The sequence below is a fragment of the Achromobacter veterisilvae genome (assembly GCF_900496975.1).
Classification (GTDB): Bacteria; Pseudomonadota; Gammaproteobacteria; order Burkholderiales; family Burkholderiaceae_B; genus Achromobacter; species Achromobacter veterisilvae.
Map to the genome: position 1 here is coordinate 64,081 of NZ_UFQC01000017.1, position 17,827 is coordinate 81,907.

Here is a 17,827-nt window from a genome sequence, read left to right on the forward strand (position 1 = left end):
AGTTGCGCGGCTAACAAAGAAATCATGGTTGGCCTTGATGTGGATTAATCCCAGGCGCTGCGCGCCTGGTGTCGTACACAATCGAACTCACACCGTGCGCTTGCACTGGTTCAGCTCGGGCGGCTGCGGGCTTTCGCCTTGCGAGACGATGGCGGCCATATCGAATTTGTTCTTCATGGCATCGGGCGCCTTGCATTTCACGACGTAGTACGGCCGCACGGTCTGGTGCGTACGGGCGTCGATATGCGTGGGGCCGAAGATGCTGTCGTACTGCATGCCTTCCAGCGTCTTGATCACCGCCTCGACCTCAATGCTCTTCGCCTTTTCCATGGCCATGAAAAGCGTGCGCATCGAGTCGTAGCCATACGCCGCGGCGTAGGACGGCACCGTGTCGTATGCCTTCAGATAGCGCTCGACGAACGACTTGTTCACCGGCGTATCGATGTCCTGGTAATAATTCAAACCCAGGATCATGCCGTTGAGCATTGCTGGCGACAGTTCCTGCATTTGTTCGATTTCGAGTGTCCACGGCCCCACGAGCTGCACGGTCTTCACGCCGAAGCTGTGAAACTGGCGCACCGCCGATACGGCGTCGGCGCCGGCCGTCAACAGGCAGATAATGTCGGGGCGCGTCGACAGGGCTTTGGTGAAGTATTGCGTGAATTGGCGTTCGCCCGACGGATGGTTGTCGTTGCCGACCAGTTCCAGGCCCAGCTCCTTGGCCGCCACCTGGGCGTATCGCAGCAGCGATTGGCCAAACGCATAGTCCGCGGTAATGGTGTAGATTTTCTTCTTGTCCGGCATGGTCTTGGCGACGTATTCCAGCGTGGCGCGCAGCGCCGTGTAGGCGTTGGCCGACCACTGGAACGTATACGGGCTGCACCGTGATCCCGTGATGTCCTCGGTGCCGCCTGCCGCGTACTGCAGCACCTTTTCCTGGCGCGCGACCTCCAGCTCGGCCAACCCGACCGCGCTTGAGAAATTGCCGGCGAAATAGCGCAGTTTGTCCGACGAGATCGCTTCAGTCAGACGGCGCACTCCCACGGCAGGCTTGCCCTCGTCATCCCGCACCACCAGGTTGATCTTGTTGCCAAGAATGTTCCCGCCGCGCTCTTCGACGGCAAGCTGCGCGCCCTTCAACACCAGCGCTCCCGCATACGCGAACGTACCGGTCTGCTGGGAAATGATGCCCATCGTCAACGAGTCGCCGGTACCCTGGGCCCAGGATATTCCCGACAGCGACGAGCCCAATGCGGCGACGCCCGCTTTCAGTACGGTGCGGCGATCGATACCTTTGCCTGAAATCATTATGTTCCCCTTGAAAAGCCGGGCAATCTGCCCGGCGCGAATATGTGCTGGCCAGGATGGATGGGTTATTGATGCTTTATCGGCTGCGGACCTGGCCGTGATGGTTACTGCGCACCTTGCGGGCGCCGGTCATGCGGTAAATCCCATTTCAGATGCGAAACTGATCATCCCGGCCTCCAGGCGGGCAAGCAGATCGTCCATCTCCACTTCTGTAATCACCAACGGTGGCGCCAGCAAGGTAGCGTTGTTCAATGGCGCAATACCGGCGGTGTAGACAATCAGGCCGGCCCGGAAGCAATGCGCGGTAAACAACGCATTTGCGTTCAAAGCGGCCTCCGGCAGGCCGCGGGAGTGCGGATCGGTCACGAACTCGAAGCCCCACAGCAGACCGCGGCCGCGGATGTCCGCCATCCACGGATAGCGCTGCGCCAGGCGCCGCAGGCCGGCTTCCAGTTGCTTGCCGCGGGCGGCGACGTTTTCCAGCACGTTCCGGCCGCGCATGTAATTCACCACCGCCAGGCAGGTTGCGGCGCTTAGCGGGTTTGCGCTGAAGGTGTGGCCGAACGGCACGGTTTTTCCAGTGGCAGCGAATGCGGCAATGATGCGTTGGTGAAACAGCACCGCGCCCATGGGGGTATAGCCTGACGTCATGCCCTTGCCCGTGGCAATCATGTCCGGCGACACGCCGTCATGCTCGCAGGCGAACCATTTCCCGGTGCGGCCCATACCCGTAATTACCTCATCGGCAATCAGCAGCACGTCGTGGCGGTCGCAGATTTCGCGCAGCGTACGCAGGTATCCGATGGGCGGGGTCAGCGCGCCCCCCGCCGCACCCACCACCGGCTCGACAATGATGGCCGCGACCTTGTCCGCGCCATATTCGCGGATGATGCGGTCCCACACCATGGCGCCATGGCCGTCGGCATCCGTGCCCGAAAGGGGAAAACGATAGGGATACGGCGGCGGAGCCACCGCGAACGTGTGCAGCAGGTTGCCGTAATCGGCGCGGCGGGCGGTATGGCCCGACATGGAAAGCGCGCCCATCGTCATGCCGTGATAGCTGATGTCCCGGCCCAGCACGTGGGTTTTGCCGGGCTGGCCGCGGTCGCGCCAGTATTGCTGGGCAGTGCGCAGTGCCAATTCGGTAGCCTCGGACCCGCTGTTGACGAAAAACGCGTGGGTCACGCCTGCCGGCGCCAGCTCGGTCAATGTGGCCGCCAGGGATTCCGCGGCCGCGCTGGTGAAATGCGAACGATAGGTAAAACACACGCGTTCGGCCTGGTGATGCATCGCGTCCAGCACCGGCCGCACGCCATGGCCGATCGATACGGTCATGGCGCCACCCGAGCCATCCAGATAATCGCGGCCGTCGGTGTCGTAGATGTAGACACCTTCGGCCCGGTCGACCACTGGCAGCTTCGCCCCCAACGGCTGTTTCAACAGCACATCTAGTTCAGAGGTATTGAATACGTATTCAGTTGTGGGCATATTTTTTTGCTCCCGCTACATTGAGATCAGAAGACCCAGGCGGGAAAATGAGAATTAAAGGGGATTTGCCATGTCCACGCGACGATTTTCGGACAGTGAATACGGATTCTATCGAAGTCGACATGAGGTTCTATCGGGGTTTTCCCGCTGATCGTGCGGACTTGATTGCGGCACGAAACAACAAGGGTTTTCCCTTATTTGCATACGCATGCAAAGCTCTGAATGTGGAGCCCCGCCGTTCCATCACTTACTGCCTACGCAGGGCTACATCACCATGATCCGATACCTGAAACGCGGCCGCACGGCCGAGGTCAAAACCGACGACGACGCCAAGGTGCGTGCCACGGTCGAAGGCATCATCCGCCACATCGAACAAGAGGGCGACGATGCCGTTCGCGAATACAGCCGCAAGTTCGACAATTGGGATCCCCAGGATTTCCGCTTGTCGCGCGACGAGATCGAGGCGGCGCGCAAGCAACTGTCCGCCCGTGAAATCGACGACATCGCGTTCGCACAAAAACAGGTCCGCAATTTTGCGCGGATCCAGCGCGACTCGATGCGGGATGTGGAAGTCGAGACCTATCCCGGCGTAGTGCTGGGCCACAAGCACATCCCGGTAAATGCGGTGGGCTGTTATATCCCGGGCGGGAAATACCCCTTGCTGGCCTCGGCCCACATGAGCGTACTGACCGCAAAAGTTGCCGGCGTAAAACGCGTCGTGTCCACGGCGCCGCCGTATCAAGGCAAGCCGCACCCAGCCATTGTCACGGCCATGGACATGGCGGGCGCCGATGAAATCCTGGTGCTGGGCGGTGTGCAGGCCGTGGTGGCCATGGCCGTAGGCACCCCCAGCGTGGCGCCCGTGGACATGCTGGTTGGGCCGGGAAATATGTTCGTGGCCGAGGCCAAACGCCAACTGTATGGCCGCGTCGGGATCGATCTGTTTGCGGGCCCCACCGAAACGCTGGTCATTGCCGATGACAGCGTCGACGGCGAATTGTGTGCCGTCGACTTGCTGGGCCAGGCAGAACATGGCCCGACCTCGCCCGCCGTACTGCTGACCAATAGCGAAAAGCTGGCTGGAGACACGCTGGCCGAAGTCGAACGCCAACTGACGATACTGCCTACTGCGGCCGTCGCCAGGCAAAGCTGGGCAGACTGCGGCGAAGTCATCGTGTGCGACACGCTGGAAGAAATGGCGCAGGTGGCCAACGACCTGGCGTTCGAACACGTACAGGTCATGACGCGCGAGCCGGATTATTTCCTGAACAACATGACCAACTACGGCGCGCTGTTCCTGGGACCGCGCACCAACGTCAGTTTCGGCGACAAGGTCATCGGCACCAACCACACGCTGCCCACCAACCGCAACGCGCGCTACACCGGCGGCCTGTGGGTGGGCAAGTTCCTGAAGACCTGCACCTATCAACGCGTGCTGACCGATGAAGCCAGTGTTGCCATGGGCGAATACTGCTCTCGCTTGTGCCATATGGAGAACTTCGCGGGGCATGGCGAACAGGCCAATATCCGCGTGCGCCGCTATGGCCGCCGCCCCGACCTGCCCTGGTATGAGCCCGTAAAGGAACAGGCATGACCGAACTGCCTGCTAGCCCCAGTTTTCGGCTGGATGGGCAACGCGCCCTGGTAACGGGCGGCAGCGGCGGCATCGGGCTTGCCATTGCCGCCGCGCTGGGCCGGGCCGGCGCCCATGTCACGGTGGCGGCGCGCCGCGAGGCCGAGCTGCGGAACGTATGCGCGGCGCTCCGCAAGGAACAGGTGTCCAGCGATTTTGTCGTGCTGGACGTCACCCGCTCGGCCGACGTGGAAGCCGCCGTCGCGGATGCCGCGCCGTACGACATTCTGGTCAACAACGCGGGCATGAACCGGCCGGCGCCCCTGGTCGAACAAACGGACCAGGACATCGACGCGGTATTCGACCTGAACGTCAAGGCGGCGCTGTACGTCAGCCGCGCGGTGGCGCGTCGGCTGCTGGCGGCTCAGCGGCCCGGTTCCATCATCAATGTTTCATCGCAGATGGGATGCGTGGGCAGCCCGCGCCGCGTGCTGTATTGCGCCAGCAAACATGCCATGGAAGGCATGACCAAGGCCCTGGCCTGGGAACTGGGCGCCCATGGCATACGGGTGAATTCGATCTGCCCGACCTTTATCGAAACACCCATGACATCGGCCATGTTCGACGCCCCCGGCTTCCGGCAATGGGTGTGCGAGCGGATTGCCTTGGGGCGCGTGGGCCGGCTCGATGAAATCATGGGCGCCGCCGTGTTCCTGGCCAGCGATGCGTCCAGCTTGATGACGGGCAGTGCACTGATGCTCGACGGAGGTTGGACCGCCGCATGAAGACCGCCCCCCGCGCGCAGGATGTGGCCGACCTGGCACAGGTTTCCCAGTCGGCCGTCAGCCGGACCTTTACGCCAGGCGCAAGCGTGTCCGAAGAAATGCGGCGCAAGGTGCTGGCGGCCGCCCAGCGCCTGGGTTACCGGCCCAACGCGCTGGCGCGCAGCCTGATCACGCGCCAGAGCCGGATCGTTGCACTGGTCATGAGCTACCTGGAAAACCAGTTCTATCCGCTGGTGATCGAAAAACTGTCGCAGAAACTGCAGAAACAGGGCTACCACGTGCTGATGTTCATCGCGAACATCGACGAAGGCGCGGACGGCGTGCTGGCCGACATCCTGCAATACCAGGTCGACGGGATTGTGCTGGCGTCGGCGATGCTGTCTCCCACATTGGCGAAAAGCTGCCTGGACGTGGGCGTGCCGGTCGTGCAGTTCAACCGCGTATCGGACCTGGCCGGCCTGGCGCGTTACGCCACCGGGTCGGTCACCTCCGACAACGCCGCCGGCGGCCGGCTGGCGGCCGAATTGCTGGTGGCGCGAGGCTACCAACGCATTGCGTTCCTGGCGGGGCTGGAAGACTCCTCCACCAGCATGGAACGCGAACGGGGTTTCAATCAGGCGCTGGCCGAACTGGGTACGCGCGTAGCGTATCGCGACACGGGCAACTACAGCTTCACAGGCGCGCAGGATGCCGTGCGGCGCCTGTTCGACCGGGCCGATCGGCCGGATGCCGTCTTTGTCGCCAACGACCACATGGCGATTGCGGCCATGGACGTGCTGCGCCTGGAGCTGGGCTTGCGCATCCCCGAAGACGTAGGCGTGATCGGCTTTGACGACGTGCCGCAGGCAGCCTGGGGAGCGTACCGGCTGACCACCATCCGCCAGCGCGTGGAACCCATGGTGGACGCCGCCGTGACGCTGCTGTGCGAACGGATGTCCGGCCAGGCCCCGGCGCGCGACATTGTCGTGCCGTGCGTGCTGGTCGAGCGCGAGACGGTCAGGTGAGATTCAAGCCGCCGTCGGCCAGCAGGATCTCGCCGGTCAGGTAGTCCGATGCCACCAGCATGGCCACCACCTGGGCGATTTCTTCCGGGCCGGCGGACCGGCGCATCGGCGCCCTGTCCTGCCATAGCTGCCGCGCCTGCGTCCAATCCGCGGTCAGCGGCGTGTCCACCAGGCCCGGAGCAACCGCATTGACGCGGATGGCCGGGGCAAGCGAAAGCGCCAGCAAACGCGTGACATGGTTCAAGGCGGCCTTGGTCGCGGCATAGGGAATGGACGCCCCTTTGGGCCTGACGCCCGCATGGGAACTGACGTTCACCACACAGCCGGCCTTCCCTCGGGCCGCGGCCTCGCGCAGCGCGGACTCCGCTTCGGCGACCAGGCGAAACGGCGCGACGACGTTGACCTCGTGCAGGGTATGCCAGACGTCCGGCGTTGCCGCCGCCAGATCGGCATGGGGAATCACCTGGCTGATGCCGGCATTGTTGACCAGGACATCGAGCCTGCCCCACCGCGCCGTTGCCTCCCGCACCAGCCTTACCCTGTCGGCATCCACCGACAGGTCCGCCTGGACGTATGCCGCATTGCCCAATTCGCGGGCCAGGACGCGGCCGGTTTCGACCGAACTGCGCGAATGCAGGATGACGGCGTAGCCTTCGTGCGAGAGCCGGCGGGCGATGGCCTCGCCGATGCCGGAAGTTGAACCGGTGACGAGGGCGACGGGCCGCGGCGGTTTCAGGTCGGACATGATGTCAGGGCCTCCCGTCCCAACCGTCGAACGCGCTTTCGATACGCGCCAGGCGGGCGCTGATCGCGCGCAGCCCCTGCAAGAAAAACATCGGCGCCCAGTTCGCCGGGAATTCGATCAGTGCCGTTCTCATCCTTGTTCCATCTTCGGATAGGGGTAATCCGCGCGCAGCGTTTCCTCAATCGAGGCCCTTCTGTATATCGAAGTCTGGAGAATCGCACAACCCCCGCGGGACAGAGCATCGATTCGTCCGATCGTCATCACGGGACCCAGAGAGAACATTTCCAGCTCGCGATGCGCGCCCGGTGGAGTCGGTGTAAATTCCGTGCTCCGGCATCCTCCAACGGGAGCTATCCATGGCGACACGAGAACTGCACCGCGGCCGTTTGATAGACCACATCGGCCTGGTCGTGCGGGACCTGGCCGCCAGCAAGGTCTTCTACGGCGCCGTCTTCGAGGCCCTGCACATCCCCGTGGGCGGCTCCGACGAGCACAATTTCTGGGCGGACGAGCTGTTCATCGGGTCTTCCGACAGCGACGAAGTGGAAGGCGAACTCACCGGACGCCATCACCTGGCGTTCCAGGCGCGGGACCGGGCGATGGTGGACGCCTTCCACCGGGCCGCGCTGGCGCACGGCGGACGGGACAACGGCGCGCCGGGCGAGCGTTCCTACCACCCGGGCTACTACGCCGCGTTTGTGCTGGATCCGGACGGCAACAATATCGAAGCCGTGTTCCATGGCGAGTCCGTCCGGAGCGCGGATTCGGTGCGCATCGCGCGCTGATCGGCGCCCTCGGGGCGCGCCGGCCCCGCCGCCGGTTCAGACGGTGTCCTGGTCCAGCCTGCGCACTGCCGCGCTCAGGGTCGAAAAATCGAATTCCTTGCGGCCGCGCAGCAGGCAGCGCATCAGCACGGTGGTCGCGACCGGCACCAGCGCGGCCAGCAGGAAGGATTCCAGCAGGTACGTCGGCTTGTCGCCTGGCGCCGGGAAGTAGAACAGGCCGGCGGCCAGGCCGCTGATCGTCGCGGCGGTGGCCGTCAGGCCGTCATGCTTGCGGCTGAAGAGGCCGTAGAACACCGGGAACGCGGCCGCCGAGCACAGCAGGTCGGCCAGCAGGAACAGGTACAGCACGCTGTATCCCTGCGAGGCCACGATCATGACGGGAATGGCCATCAGCAGCACCAGCCAGCGCGCCAGGCGTTTCATGGTCATGGATCCCGCGTTGGGCATGAGGCGCCGCAGGTCGACCGCGATGATGCTGGAGACGGCGCTGATCGCCGTGTCCGCCGTGCTCATGACCAGGGACAGGCCCAGCGGGATCAGGGCGATCACGAACCACGCGGGCGCGTGCGGCATGATGACGCTGAACAGCGCGATGGAACTGTCGCCTTGGGGGGCCAGGCCCACGAAGGCCAGTCCGAACAGGCCCATCAGGAAAATGAACGGGGCGACCAGCACGCCGCCCAGCAGGAAGCCGTTGCGCATGGTGCGCGCGTCGCGCGCGGCGTAGATGCGCTGCCAATTGCCCTGGTGGAAGATGCCGGTCAGCAGGATCGCCACGAAGAACGTCAGCCCCGCCTTTACGCCCACCGGGTCGGTCAGGTCCAGCAACTGGGGGGCCTTGGCCTGCAGCGCCTCGATGGTGGGCAGCGCTCCGCCCGCCGCCTGCCAGCCGACCGCGCACAGGACCACCAGCAAGGGCACGATCACCATCATCTGCACCTGGTCCGTGAAGATGGACGAGCGCAGGCCGCCGTAGCTGGTGTAGAGCAAGGTGGTGCCCATCACGATGGCGGCCGTCGCCCACAGCGGCACGGGCGCCAGCATGGCGACCAGCTTGGAGATCGCCGTGACTTCCGCCGACAGCGCGATGAAGAGGTAGAACAGCATGATGAACAGCGCCAGCCCGTACATGGGGCGGCCGTAGCGGGCCATCAGGAACTCGGTCAGGGTGTGCCCGTGCGGGATCAGTTCGCGCATGCGCCGGCCCAGCGGAATCATCACCAGCCGCGGCGACATCGAGCCCAGCGCGTAGCCGATCACCGCCGCCAGGCCGCCCCAGGTCGCCGCCTGGGCGGGCGAAAACAGGATCCATGCGCCCAGCGTGGACGCCATCAGGGTCAGGATCGTGCCGACCGGCCCCTGGCTGTTGCGGGCCACGATATAGTCTTCCAGCGTGCCGCGCTTGCGCCGGGTATACAGGACGCTGGCCAGGGCGAAGCCGCCCGAGAACAGCAGCAGCCACATCAGGGCGACGGGTTGGGTCAGCATAAGGATCGGTCCTCCCGCTGCCGGCTACAGCCGGACGCGCAACGCGGCGGCCCCGCCCGACCAAGGGGGACCGCAAGATGAATGGAAAGCTAGGGAGGGCGCGCGAGTCTTGCGATGTCCTTCCCTTCGCCGGCATTACCCGGATCAGGTTCAAAGGGTTACCGCGGCGACGCGGAATCTCAGCCCGTAAGAGGCTCCCCCAGGAATTGCCGCAAGATTAGGAGAGCGGCGCGCCAATGTCAACGCATTTGCGCAGGACGGCAAGCGGCCCCGCGGTCCGGCATTTGTGCTAAGTTCGCCCGCTTACGGCGCCCGTTCGCGTGTCCGCCGAAAGCCCAACCCTGCCCCCTCGCCTCCGGCCCCGCCGGACACTGACCGCCATGTTGCACCTGAACCTGTTCATTTTCGGTTGCGGCCACCATCGCGCCGCCTGGCGCCATCCGGATTCCCCCGTGGAACGCCTGGGCGACATCCGCTATTACGAGGAACTCGCCCGCACGGCCGAGCGCGGCAAGCTCGACGCCGTCTTCTTCGCCGACGGCCAATCCGTCGACAATATCGGCGACGGACCGCGCTGGTACCTGGAGCCGCTGACCGCCATGGCCGCCATCGCGCGCGCCACCACCCGCATCGGCCTGATCAGCACGGTTTCCAGCACATTCTTCACGCCCTTCCACGCGGCCCGCATGGTCGCTTCGCTGGACCACATTTCCGGCGGGCGGATGGGCTGGAACGTCGTGACCTCCATGTTCGACGCGGAAGCGCGCAACCATGGCTACGAATCCATGCCCGGCCACGACTGGCGCTACGCGCGCGCCGAGGAATTCGTCGACGTCGCGCTGCGGCTGTTCGACTCCTGGGAAGAGGACGCCCTGGCCGTCGACCGCGCCGGCGTCTATGGCGTGCCGGAACGCGTGCGCAAGATCGATCACCGCGGCGAACACTTCCTGGTGGACGGGCCGCTTACCGTGCCGCGGCCGCCCCAGGGGCATCCCGTGCTGTTCCAGGCCGGGGCATCGGACCAGGGCCGCGACCTGGCCGCCCGGCGCGCCGAAGCCATCTACGCGGTCGCCTACGACCTGCCCGCCGCCCAGGCCTATTACCGCGACATCAAGCAGCGGGTGCTGGCCGCCGGCCGCAAGGCCTTCGTGCCCATCATGCCGGGCCTGGTCACGTACGTGGGTTCGACCGAAGCCGAGGCCCGGGCCAAGCAGCGCGAACTGGACGTGCTGCTGCCCAGCGACGCGTCGCTGCGCCAACTGGGCACTTTCGTGCTGCAGGACTGCTCAGCCTGGGAGCTGGACGCGCCCGTGCCGCCCCTGCCGCCGCTGTCCGGGTTCACGGGTCCGAAGGGCCGGTACGCGACCATTCTGCGCATCATCGAGACCGAACGGCCCACCGTCCGCCAACTGCTCGGGCGGCTGGCGGCCGGCGGCGGCCACTGCACGATGGTGGGCACGCCCGAACAGATCGCCGACCGGATGGAGCACTGGTACCGCAACGAAGGGGCCGACGGCTTCAACCTGATGCCGCCTTCGCTGCCCGGCGGCATCGACGACTTCGTCGAGCAGGTGATCCCCGTGCTGCAGCGCCGCGGGCTGTTCCGCACGGATTACGAGCACGACACCCTGCGCGGCCACCTCGGCCTGGAAAGGCCTGGGCGCCAGCCCGCGCGCGGATAGCCTGCGGGACAGCGTCGCGATCCAGTCGTACAGCACGACGCCGGGGCGGCGCAGCATGGCCGCGCCCAGGGCGCCGACGATCATCCAGGCCATCATGGCGCGCCCGGCCCCAATTGCAGCCTCAGGATGCGCCGCAGTTCCAGAATCGCCTCCGGCGTCTCCTGCACGCTATGCGAATAGCGGATGATTTTTTCGGATTCCGCGCCGTCCAGGTGCGCGCTGCGGTACGGAACCAGGCCGTCGTCCGATTCCGCCAGCGGCACGCCGGGCGTGTCGTTCGCGATGATGCTGTGATACCGCACCGACGGCGAAATCGGCATCCGGGCAGTCAACTGTATGTAGCGGTCGTTCTCGCTCAGGTTGTCCACGCCATTAGGCACGCGGACCGGGGATTCGGGCGGAGGCGCGCCGTCCGCGTCGGTCAGGCGGCTGAGCCTGGCGAATTGCCGGACCGCCGCGGCCGGCAGCGTGATCAGGTTGGACAGCCAGCGCGACAGGGTGTTCTCGGCGAACGGCGTGCCCCGGTGCGGCGCCGCGATGAACACCGCGCGCGTAATGCCGGGAAAGGCGTCGAAGCTCAGGATCGGATCGAACTCGGCATGCGCCTGTTCGAGCCGGATGCCGTCCAGCCGGCCGTGGTCGCGCAGCGCGTCCCACAGCACCGTGCCGGACGAAGACACCAGCAGCCGGCTCAGCACGCCGCCCATGCCGTGGCCGATGACCACGGCGTCGCGCGAGGCCTGCGCCGTGCCGGCGGGATCGAAATGCGCCATCGTCCGGCCCAGCGCTTCGCGGATGGCGCGGTTGTTCATCGCCAGGGGAGCGTTGGTGGGGTAATAGATCTGCCAGATCTGATAATGCTGGCGCAGCGTCTCGTCGCCCAGCACCTCGTTGGCCACGTTGATCCAGGCTTCCGGACTGCTGGCCAGGCCATGCAGCATGATGATGGTGCGCCGGCCCGGATCGTAGGGCTGCAACAGGTACACGTGCGGCGCCTCGATGCTCTCCTCGCCGCCCAGCACGTTGCGCAGGGCCTGGGTGGCGAAGCCGGAACGCGCCAGCCACAGGCCGTAGCCCGACGTGAAATTCGCGGCCAAGGGCACTCTCGTGCCCGCCAATTGCACGGCGTCACGCTTGTAGGGATCGTATCCGGTCAGGGTGGCCTCCCTTGCGGCCATCACCTGCTCCAGCGTATCGCCCGGAAAGCTCAGGATCGCCGTCACGGCCGGGAACGGCGTTTCGCTGAACGGCGTCTTGAAGGTGTCGGCGTCGTTCACGCGCCGGGCCGTGACCGCCACCAGCTCGGCGCCGAACCCGTCGCGGCGATACATGCTGCGCAGGCCCTGGAACGTCAGGGTGGAAGCGGGCACCAGCTCCAGCGGCAGCCGCAAGCCGTGGGCGAGCTTGACTTCCGACATCTCGCCCAGCACCTGCCAGGGCCCCGCCGACACCGTCGCGCCCGGCTCGGGCGGATGGCCACGATACTGCTCGAACAGGCGCGTGACGGCCTGCTGGACGGCGTAGTTGTAGTAGTCGCGCACCTGGGTCTGCCGGTCCTCGAACGCGCGGTCGCTGGGCGAGCGCGGCGTGAAGAACAGGTACGCATAGGCGGCCCGCGCGGTCTGTAGATAGGCGTCCAGCAGCCGGTCCACGCCCTCCTGGCCGACAGGGCGCTGCTTTTCGGTCGCCAGCGCATCCATCAGCCAGACTTCGGATAACGTGGCCAGGCGCCGTTCGCTGTCCAGCCCTTCCGTCGCCGCCAGCGACCGGGTGCAGGCGTCGCGGTCCTTGCGGCACTCCTGCGCGTTCAGGCCCAGGACGGCCATGGCCTCGCGCGCCGAAGCGCTGAGCCGGCCGGTGGTGAGCACGTCGCCCCGGCGCTGGGCGATGTAGTCCTGTGTGCTGACGGAAGACACCTTGACGCCCGCGCAGCCGGCGCACAGGAACACGGCCGCGAACGCAAGGCCGCGCAAGAATGCCGCCTGCCGGCGGCCCCGCGCCGCCGTCATGGCGCGCTCCTGGCGGACGCCGGCTGGCGGATGGCGCGGGAAAACGCGGCCGGGTCCGGCCCCGGCGCGGCCGGCACGCCGATGAACGCCTGCTCGCGCAGCGCCGCCAAAGACTGGCCGCGGTCCAGCCCGCCCTGCTCATACAGGTACTCCGGCAGATAGCCGGACAGCAGGATGCGGTAGTCCATGGGCAGGCCCGGGACGATGGCGCGCACCATGCGGTAGACCAGCGTCGTGCAGTTGGCGGTCACCGTATGGTAGAAGCGCGGCGTGTCGGCCAGTTCGTTCGCGGTGCGCACGTAGGACAGGAACAGTTCGCGCATGGCGGACACAGGCATGCTGACTGGATAGAGATACACGCGTTCGGCGCGCGGCCCCGCGCGCACGTAGAGGATGTCGCGCTCTTCCGCGGCCACGACGCTCAGTTCGAACTGCTTGAAGAAACCGCCTATCTCGGAGAACTGCTCGCCGCGCTCCTTGCGGATCTCGACCGAGAACACGACGTGGCGGCCATCGCTGAAACCGAAGGACACGAGCGTGTGCGCGATTGCCGGACTGCCCCAGTACGACAGGACCATGTCCACGGACGCGAGCCGGTCGAGGTCGTAGCGCCGGGTTTCCCAGCGCGGCGTGTAGTGGGCATCGCTGTCCGGCTGCCAGTCGAAGTTGCGGACGTTTTCCAGCGTGACGACGGACTCCGCGACGCTGCCCCGCAGCGTGCGCGCCACGTCGTCGGCCCAGACCCGGTCGTTGGACGGCGCCAGCGCCTGCCACCAGCCGCAAAGCGCCGCCAGCCCGATCAGATAGGCCCACAGGGCCCGCCGCGGCCGGCCGCGCCACAGCGCCACGGCCGCATAGACGCACAGGCCGCCCCAGGCGAGCGCAGCCGCGCCCTTGGCCGCTGCGCCCGCGGGCACCCGGTAGCCCAGCGCCAGGCAGCCCCACACCGCGGAAAATGCCAGCAGCAGGCTCAGGACGGCGCGCCCCGCGACGGCGAGGGCGCGGGGCGCGGCGCGGCTAGCCCGCGCCATATTGCTGCACGATTTCCAGGACGCCGTTGATGACGAACTGGACCGCCATGCACACCAGCAGAAAACCCATGATGCGGGAGATCGCCTCCACCCCGCCCTGGCCGATCACCGCCACGATGCGGCCGGCCGACCGCAGGCAGGCCCAGAACAGCAGGCCCAGCACGGAAAACACGATGACCGGCGTGACGGCCACTACCCAGGGCGCATAGTCGTGCGCGACCGTCGAGTCCAGCGACGCCGCTCCGCTGATGATCATGGCGATGGTGCCCGGCCCCGCGGTTCCGGGCAGGGCCAGCGGCACGAACGCGATGTTGGGCACTTGCCGGTTGGCCTGCGCGTCGGCGACGTCGGCCTGCGATGCGCTCGTGTCCCCGGAAGGAAACACCATGCTGAAACCGATGCTGGCCACGATCAGCCCGCCCGCGATGCGCAGCCCCGGAATCGAAATGCCGAAGGTATGCATGATCCAGGCGCCGGCGTAGTAGGTCACGACCATGATGCCGACCACGTAGAACGCCGCCTGGGTCACCTGGCGTTCGCGCTCTTTGTAGGGAATGTGCTGGCCCAGGGACAGCAGCAGCGTCATGGAGGTCAGCGGATTGGCCAGGGGCAGCATCAGGGCAAGCCCCAGGCTCACCAGCTTGCCCAATTGAATCAGGTCGTCGGTCATGAAGGCCGCCTTTATGCGAGATGCGCGGCCCGGTGCCCGGCGGCTGCGCAAGAGATGCCAAGTAGTGTAATGTACTATACATTACATACATAGACCGGAATGGAAGGCCCCATACCCGGTCTTCCCATTCGAGGCAGGAGGAAGGAAGTGAGCACGGTTTCCAACGGTCCGGCGCCACGCCCGCTGACCGGCAGAGGCGAAGCGCGGCGCGTGCGCCTGCTGGAAGCGGCCACGCAATCGTTGCTGCAGCACGGCTACGCCCAAACGTCCATCCAGCGCGTGCTCCGGCAGGCCGGCGGCTCCGCGGCCACCGCTTACCAATTGTTCGGCAACAAAGAGGGCCTGCTGGCGGCGGTGCTGCAGCATGAGCTGGACGGCCTGCGCGCGGCGGTATTCCCCGACGCCGTGCTGCAACAACCCGTCGGCGCCGCGCTGCACGAGTTGGCGGTGCGCTTGCTGGCCTATTCCCTTCTGCCCAAATCGGTTGCGCTGTACCGCCTGCTGGTATCGGAATGCCATCGCCTGCCGCACCTGGCCGAGTCGCTGCGGCTTGCGGTGGAAACGCAGATCCACGCGCCGCTCGAGCAATGCCTGCGCCAGGCCTGCGAACGCGGCGAGCTGCGCATCGACGACCCGCGCCAGGCCGCGCTGGCGCTGGGCAACCTGATCAATGGCATCGCCTCCCATGCGCGCCTGTCCGGCGGCAGCCCCGACGGCCCCAATGCCGAGCACCTGGCCGCCTGCCGCTACGGCGTGGACACGCTGCTGCGCGCCTTCCGGGCCTAGTGCCCCGCCCGCGCCGGATTGCATCATCCTTTATGATCATCAGCCTTGCACTTCGTCGTGCAATACCGGATACCCGAGGACGCTGCCCGGCATGTCCCTGCCTGCCGCCTGCGGCGCCCTGCCTTTTCCCCCGGAGTTTTTCTTGAGCGATATTTACCAATTCAGCCGCGGCACCGCCCCGCTGCTGGTTTCCATCCCCCACCTGGGCAGCCAGATCCCCGGCCCGCAGCGCGCGCAGATGACGCCCGTCGGCCTGCAATCCGGCGACACCGATTGGCACCTGGACACGCTGTACCGGTTCGCCGAGGCCATGGGCGCCTCGGTCCTGGGCGCGCGCTATTCGCGCTACGTGGTGGACCTGAACCGTCCGCCCAACGACGAAAGCCTGTACCCCGGCCAGACCAAGACCGGCCTGTGCCCGACCCAGACCTTCCGCGGCGACGCCCTCTACCTGGATGACGCCGTCCTGACCGACGCCGAACGGGCCCGCCGCCTGCAAACCTATTGGCAGCCCTACCACGCCAAGCTGCGTGAAGAATTGGACCGCATCAAGGCCGAGCACGGCACCGTGCTGCTCTGGGAGGCCCACTCGATCGCCAGCGTGCTGCCGCGCCTGTTCGAAGGCAAGCTGCCCGACCTGAACATCGGCACCGCCGACGGCGCCGCCTGCGCCCCCGACATCCTGGCGGCGGTCGAAGACCGCCTGCGCGGCTGCTCCGCGTATACCTGGGCCGTCAACGGCCGCTTCAAAGGGGGCTACATCACGCGCCACTACGGCGCGCCGGCGGACAATGTCCACGCCATCCAGTTGGAAATGTGCCAATCCACCTACATGGACGAAACCCATCCCTACGGCTATCGCGAGGACCTGGCCGGCAAGGTGATTCCGGTCGTCGAAAGCCTGGTGCAGGCCGCCCTGCGGCAAACGGGCGCGCGCCGGCGCTAACCGCGCCAAGCCGCCGGCGCGCTCCTTCCTCCGGAGCCATCGAAACCCGCCGGCCGCTCCATCGCCGTCTCCACGGACACCAAGGCACCTTCCGCCTATTTCACTGGCCCACGAATGGGCCCATGTCTATCTCCTCACTTTGAAACCGTCCCAGCGCCTGCCGGCCTTGGGACGATTCCTGCTTTCCGCTAATTCCGGGTTTACCCCAATTATTCAGATCACAGGCAAGGTCGTAGCATATCAAGTGAGCTTCGTAAAACATTACGAGCCATAATGAAAAATACACGGAGACAAGAAATGAAGACATGGAGTCACGCCGTCAGCGGCGCGCTGGCCGTGTGCGCCCTATTCGCAGCAAGTGCGCACGCTGCCGATCCGGACACGTTCAAGATCGGCGGCGTGGTGTCGCTGTCGGGCACCTACGGCATCTTTGGCGAAGACATGCGCAAGGGCGTCACCATCGCCATCGAACAACGCGGCGGCAAGGTGCTGGGCAAGCCGATCCAGGTCACGTGGGAGGACGACGAGACCAAGCCGCAGCCCGCCGTGCAAAAAACCACCCGCCTCATATCCGACGGGTCGCAGATGATCTTCGGCGCGGTCAGCTCCGCCAGCACGCTGGCGATCATGAACATCGCCAAGCAGCGCAAGATCCCGCACCTGGTCACCATGTCGGCCGACGACAAGATCACCGTGCCGGGCGGTTCGCGCTACACGTTCCGCACGTCCAACACGCTGGGGATGGAGCAGCGGATGGCGCTGGCATACACCAAGGAGCAGAAGCTCAAGCGCATCTATGGCGTCACGGCCGATTACCAGGCCACCCGCGATAGCTGGGACTGGTACCGGCGGGAAGCCGAGAAGGCGGGCATCGAGATCGTGGGCGCGGACTTCCCGCCGCTGGGCAACCGCGACTACTCGTCGATCGCCGATAAGATCGCGCGCTCCAACGCCGATGGCGTGGCGCTGTTCATGACGGGTTCGGACGCAGTCACCATGGTCAAGCAAGCGGGCCAGATCGACCTGGGCAAGACACGCAAGATCTTCGGCCCGGTCATCGCCGACGAGACCATGGCGGCGGGGGTGGGCCCCACGTCGGTGGGCGTCCAATCCGGCGTGCGCTACCACTTCACGGTCGAGAACGACGCCAACAAGGCTTTCGTCGAGGCATTCCGCAAGAAATACAACGAGTTCCCCTCCGCCGCGGCGGGCGAGGCCTACGACGGCATGAGCTGGTGGCTGGACGTCGTAGACAAGACCGGCACCTGGGACAAGGAAAAGTGGGTCGAGGCCTTCGCCGGCAGCGTGCGCGAGAACTCCGTGGAAGGCACGAAGACCATGCGGGCCTGCGACCACCAGGCCATGCAGAACGGTTTGTGGGGCGTAGTGACCGCGGGCAAGCCGCCCCAACCCGCCTATGTGATGGACATCGTCCGCGTGTTCCCGCCGGACCAGGTCTTCGAAGCCTGCGCGGGCTGAACGCGCCGCGCCCGACACACCGGCCGGCCCGCGGGCCGGCTTCCTCCC

15 protein-coding genes and 1 riboswitch are annotated in these 17,827 nt (G+C 66.1%); of the genes, 8 read left to right on the forward strand and 7 right to left on the reverse strand.

The window, feature by feature from the left end:
• Positions 1 to 87: 87 nt before the first annotated feature.
• Both AVE30378_RS17080 and AVE30378_RS17085 read right to left on the reverse strand, forming a co-directional pair.
• The gene (locus tag AVE30378_RS17080) at positions 88 to 1,308 is read right to left on the reverse strand and encodes an ABC transporter substrate-binding protein (RefSeq protein ID WP_129242059.1); all 1,221 of its coding nucleotides are present in this window, start codon (positions 1,306 to 1,308) and stop codon (positions 88 to 90) included.
• A gap of 129 nt (positions 1,309 to 1,437) precedes the next feature.
• Positions 1,438 to 2,796, reverse strand: coding sequence for an aminotransferase family protein (locus AVE30378_RS17085; protein WP_129242060.1), 1,359 nt, complete (start codon positions 2,794 to 2,796; stop codon positions 1,438 to 1,440).
• Positions 2,797 to 3,070: 274 nt separating this feature from the next.
• On the opposite strand from AVE30378_RS17085, the gene hisD reads away from it, so the two are divergent.
• From hisD to AVE30378_RS17100, 3 genes are read left to right on the forward strand one after another with little or no spacing between them, the layout of a single operon-like run.
• Complete coding sequence (gene hisD, locus AVE30378_RS17090) at positions 3,071 to 4,390, forward strand: histidinol dehydrogenase (RefSeq protein ID WP_129242061.1); 1,320 nt, start codon at positions 3,071 to 3,073, stop codon at positions 4,388 to 4,390.
• Complete coding sequence (locus AVE30378_RS17095) at positions 4,387 to 5,154, forward strand: SDR family NAD(P)-dependent oxidoreductase (protein ID WP_129242062.1); 768 nt, start codon at positions 4,387 to 4,389, stop codon at positions 5,152 to 5,154. Before hisD ends, AVE30378_RS17095 begins: the two co-directional genes overlap by 4 nt.
• A complete protein-coding gene (locus AVE30378_RS17100) occupies positions 5,151 to 6,158 on the forward strand; it encodes a LacI family DNA-binding transcriptional regulator (RefSeq protein ID WP_129242063.1) in 1,008 nt (335 codons plus the stop codon). The genes AVE30378_RS17095 and AVE30378_RS17100 overlap by 4 nt, the downstream gene beginning before the upstream one ends.
• Here the strand turns inward: AVE30378_RS17100 and AVE30378_RS17105 are convergent.
• On the reverse strand, positions 6,151 to 6,903 hold the full coding sequence (locus AVE30378_RS17105; protein ID WP_129242064.1) for an SDR family NAD(P)-dependent oxidoreductase: 753 nt from the start codon (positions 6,901 to 6,903) through the stop codon (positions 6,151 to 6,153). The two genes, AVE30378_RS17100 and AVE30378_RS17105, sit on opposite strands and share 8 nt — an antisense overlap.
• 356 nt (positions 6,904 to 7,259) lie before the next feature.
• On the opposite strand from AVE30378_RS17105, the gene AVE30378_RS17110 reads away from it, so the two are divergent.
• A complete protein-coding gene (locus AVE30378_RS17110) occupies positions 7,260 to 7,688 on the forward strand; it encodes a VOC family protein (protein ID WP_129242065.1) in 429 nt (142 codons plus the stop codon).
• Positions 7,689 to 7,724: 36 nt separating this feature from the next.
• Here the strand turns inward: AVE30378_RS17110 and AVE30378_RS17115 are convergent, their stop codons facing one another.
• The gene (locus AVE30378_RS17115; protein ID WP_129242066.1) at positions 7,725 to 9,176 is read right to left on the reverse strand and encodes a sodium:solute symporter family protein; all 1,452 of its coding nucleotides are present in this window, start codon (positions 9,174 to 9,176) and stop codon (positions 7,725 to 7,727) included.
• Positions 9,177 to 9,280: 104 nt separating this feature from the next.
• Positions 9,281 to 9,387: riboswitch (TPP riboswitch) on the reverse strand.
• 169 nt (positions 9,388 to 9,556) lie between these two features.
• Between AVE30378_RS17115 and AVE30378_RS17120 the strand changes: the two genes are divergently transcribed.
• On the forward strand, positions 9,557 to 10,858 hold the full coding sequence (locus tag AVE30378_RS17120; protein ID WP_129242067.1) for an LLM class flavin-dependent oxidoreductase: 1,302 nt from the start codon (positions 9,557 to 9,559) through the stop codon (positions 10,856 to 10,858).
• A 92-nt stretch (positions 10,859 to 10,950) separates the two neighbouring features.
• On the opposite strand, the gene AVE30378_RS17125 is transcribed toward AVE30378_RS17120, so the two are convergent.
• From AVE30378_RS17125 to AVE30378_RS17135, 3 genes are read right to left on the reverse strand one after another with little or no spacing between them, the layout of a single operon-like run.
• Positions 10,951 to 12,867, reverse strand: a complete 1,917-nt coding sequence (locus tag AVE30378_RS17125) for an esterase/lipase family protein (protein ID WP_244235075.1) — start codon at positions 12,865 to 12,867, stop codon at positions 10,951 to 10,953.
• Complete coding sequence (locus AVE30378_RS17130) at positions 12,864 to 13,898, reverse strand: Lnb N-terminal periplasmic domain-containing protein (RefSeq protein WP_129242068.1); 1,035 nt, start codon at positions 13,896 to 13,898, stop codon at positions 12,864 to 12,866. The genes AVE30378_RS17125 and AVE30378_RS17130 overlap by 4 nt, the downstream gene beginning before the upstream one ends.
• Entirely contained in the window at positions 13,885 to 14,568 is a 684-nt protein-coding gene (locus tag AVE30378_RS17135) for a MarC family NAAT transporter (RefSeq protein ID WP_129242069.1), read from the reverse strand. The genes AVE30378_RS17130 and AVE30378_RS17135 overlap by 14 nt, the downstream gene beginning before the upstream one ends.
• A gap of 147 nt (positions 14,569 to 14,715) precedes the next feature.
• Here AVE30378_RS17135 and AVE30378_RS17140 point away from each other — a divergent pair, with 147 nt between their 5' ends.
• The 3 genes from AVE30378_RS17140 (at position 14,716) to AVE30378_RS17150 (ending at position 17,779) form a co-directional block, all read left to right on the forward strand.
• Positions 14,716 to 15,354, forward strand: a complete 639-nt coding sequence (locus tag AVE30378_RS17140) for a TetR/AcrR family transcriptional regulator (RefSeq protein ID WP_244235076.1) — start codon at positions 14,716 to 14,718, stop codon at positions 15,352 to 15,354.
• A gap of 142 nt (positions 15,355 to 15,496) precedes the next feature.
• Positions 15,497 to 16,300, forward strand: a complete 804-nt coding sequence (hutG, locus tag AVE30378_RS17145; RefSeq protein WP_129242071.1) for an N-formylglutamate deformylase — start codon at positions 15,497 to 15,499, stop codon at positions 16,298 to 16,300.
• Between the two features lie 297 nt (positions 16,301 to 16,597).
• Positions 16,598 to 17,779 carry an ABC transporter substrate-binding protein gene (locus AVE30378_RS17150; protein WP_129242072.1) on the forward strand — a complete coding sequence of 394 codons (1,182 nt, stop codon included), beginning with the start codon at positions 16,598 to 16,600 and terminating at the stop codon, positions 17,777 to 17,779.
• The last annotated feature ends 48 nt before the right edge of the window (positions 17,780 to 17,827 follow it).

Excerpts from the sequence above, each read along its gene's own strand:
- AVE30378_RS17110 (WP_129242065.1), top strand. The coding sequence starts at position 7,260 with ATGGCGACACGAGAACTGCACCGCGGCCGTTTGATAGACCACATCGGC.
- AVE30378_RS17080 (WP_129242059.1), bottom strand. The coding sequence starts at position 1,308 with ATGATTTCAGGCAAAGGTATCGATCGCCGCACCGTACTGAAAGCGGGC.
- AVE30378_RS17130 (WP_129242068.1), bottom strand. The coding sequence starts at position 13,898 with ATGGCGCGGGCTAGCCGCGCCGCGCCCCGCGCCCTCGCCGTCGCGGGG.
- AVE30378_RS17125 (WP_244235075.1), bottom strand. The coding sequence starts at position 12,867 with ATGACGGCGGCGCGGGGCCGCCGGCAGGCGGCATTCTTGCGCGGCCTT.
- AVE30378_RS17095 (WP_129242062.1), top strand. The coding sequence starts at position 4,387 with ATGACCGAACTGCCTGCTAGCCCCAGTTTTCGGCTGGATGGGCAACGC.
- hisD (WP_129242061.1), top strand. The coding sequence starts at position 3,071 with ATGATCCGATACCTGAAACGCGGCCGCACGGCCGAGGTCAAAACCGAC.
- AVE30378_RS17100 (WP_129242063.1), top strand. The coding sequence starts at position 5,151 with ATGAAGACCGCCCCCCGCGCGCAGGATGTGGCCGACCTGGCACAGGTT.
- AVE30378_RS17115 (WP_129242066.1), bottom strand. The coding sequence starts at position 9,176 with ATGCTGACCCAACCCGTCGCCCTGATGTGGCTGCTGCTGTTCTCGGGC.
- AVE30378_RS17120 (WP_129242067.1), top strand. The coding sequence starts at position 9,557 with ATGTTGCACCTGAACCTGTTCATTTTCGGTTGCGGCCACCATCGCGCC.
- AVE30378_RS17150 (WP_129242072.1), top strand. The coding sequence starts at position 16,598 with ATGAAGACATGGAGTCACGCCGTCAGCGGCGCGCTGGCCGTGTGCGCC.
- AVE30378_RS17105 (WP_129242064.1), bottom strand. The coding sequence starts at position 6,903 with ATGTCCGACCTGAAACCGCCGCGGCCCGTCGCCCTCGTCACCGGTTCA.
- AVE30378_RS17085 (WP_129242060.1), bottom strand. The coding sequence starts at position 2,796 with ATGCCCACAACTGAATACGTATTCAATACCTCTGAACTAGATGTGCTG.
- AVE30378_RS17135 (WP_129242069.1), bottom strand. The coding sequence starts at position 14,568 with ATGACCGACGACCTGATTCAATTGGGCAAGCTGGTGAGCCTGGGGCTT.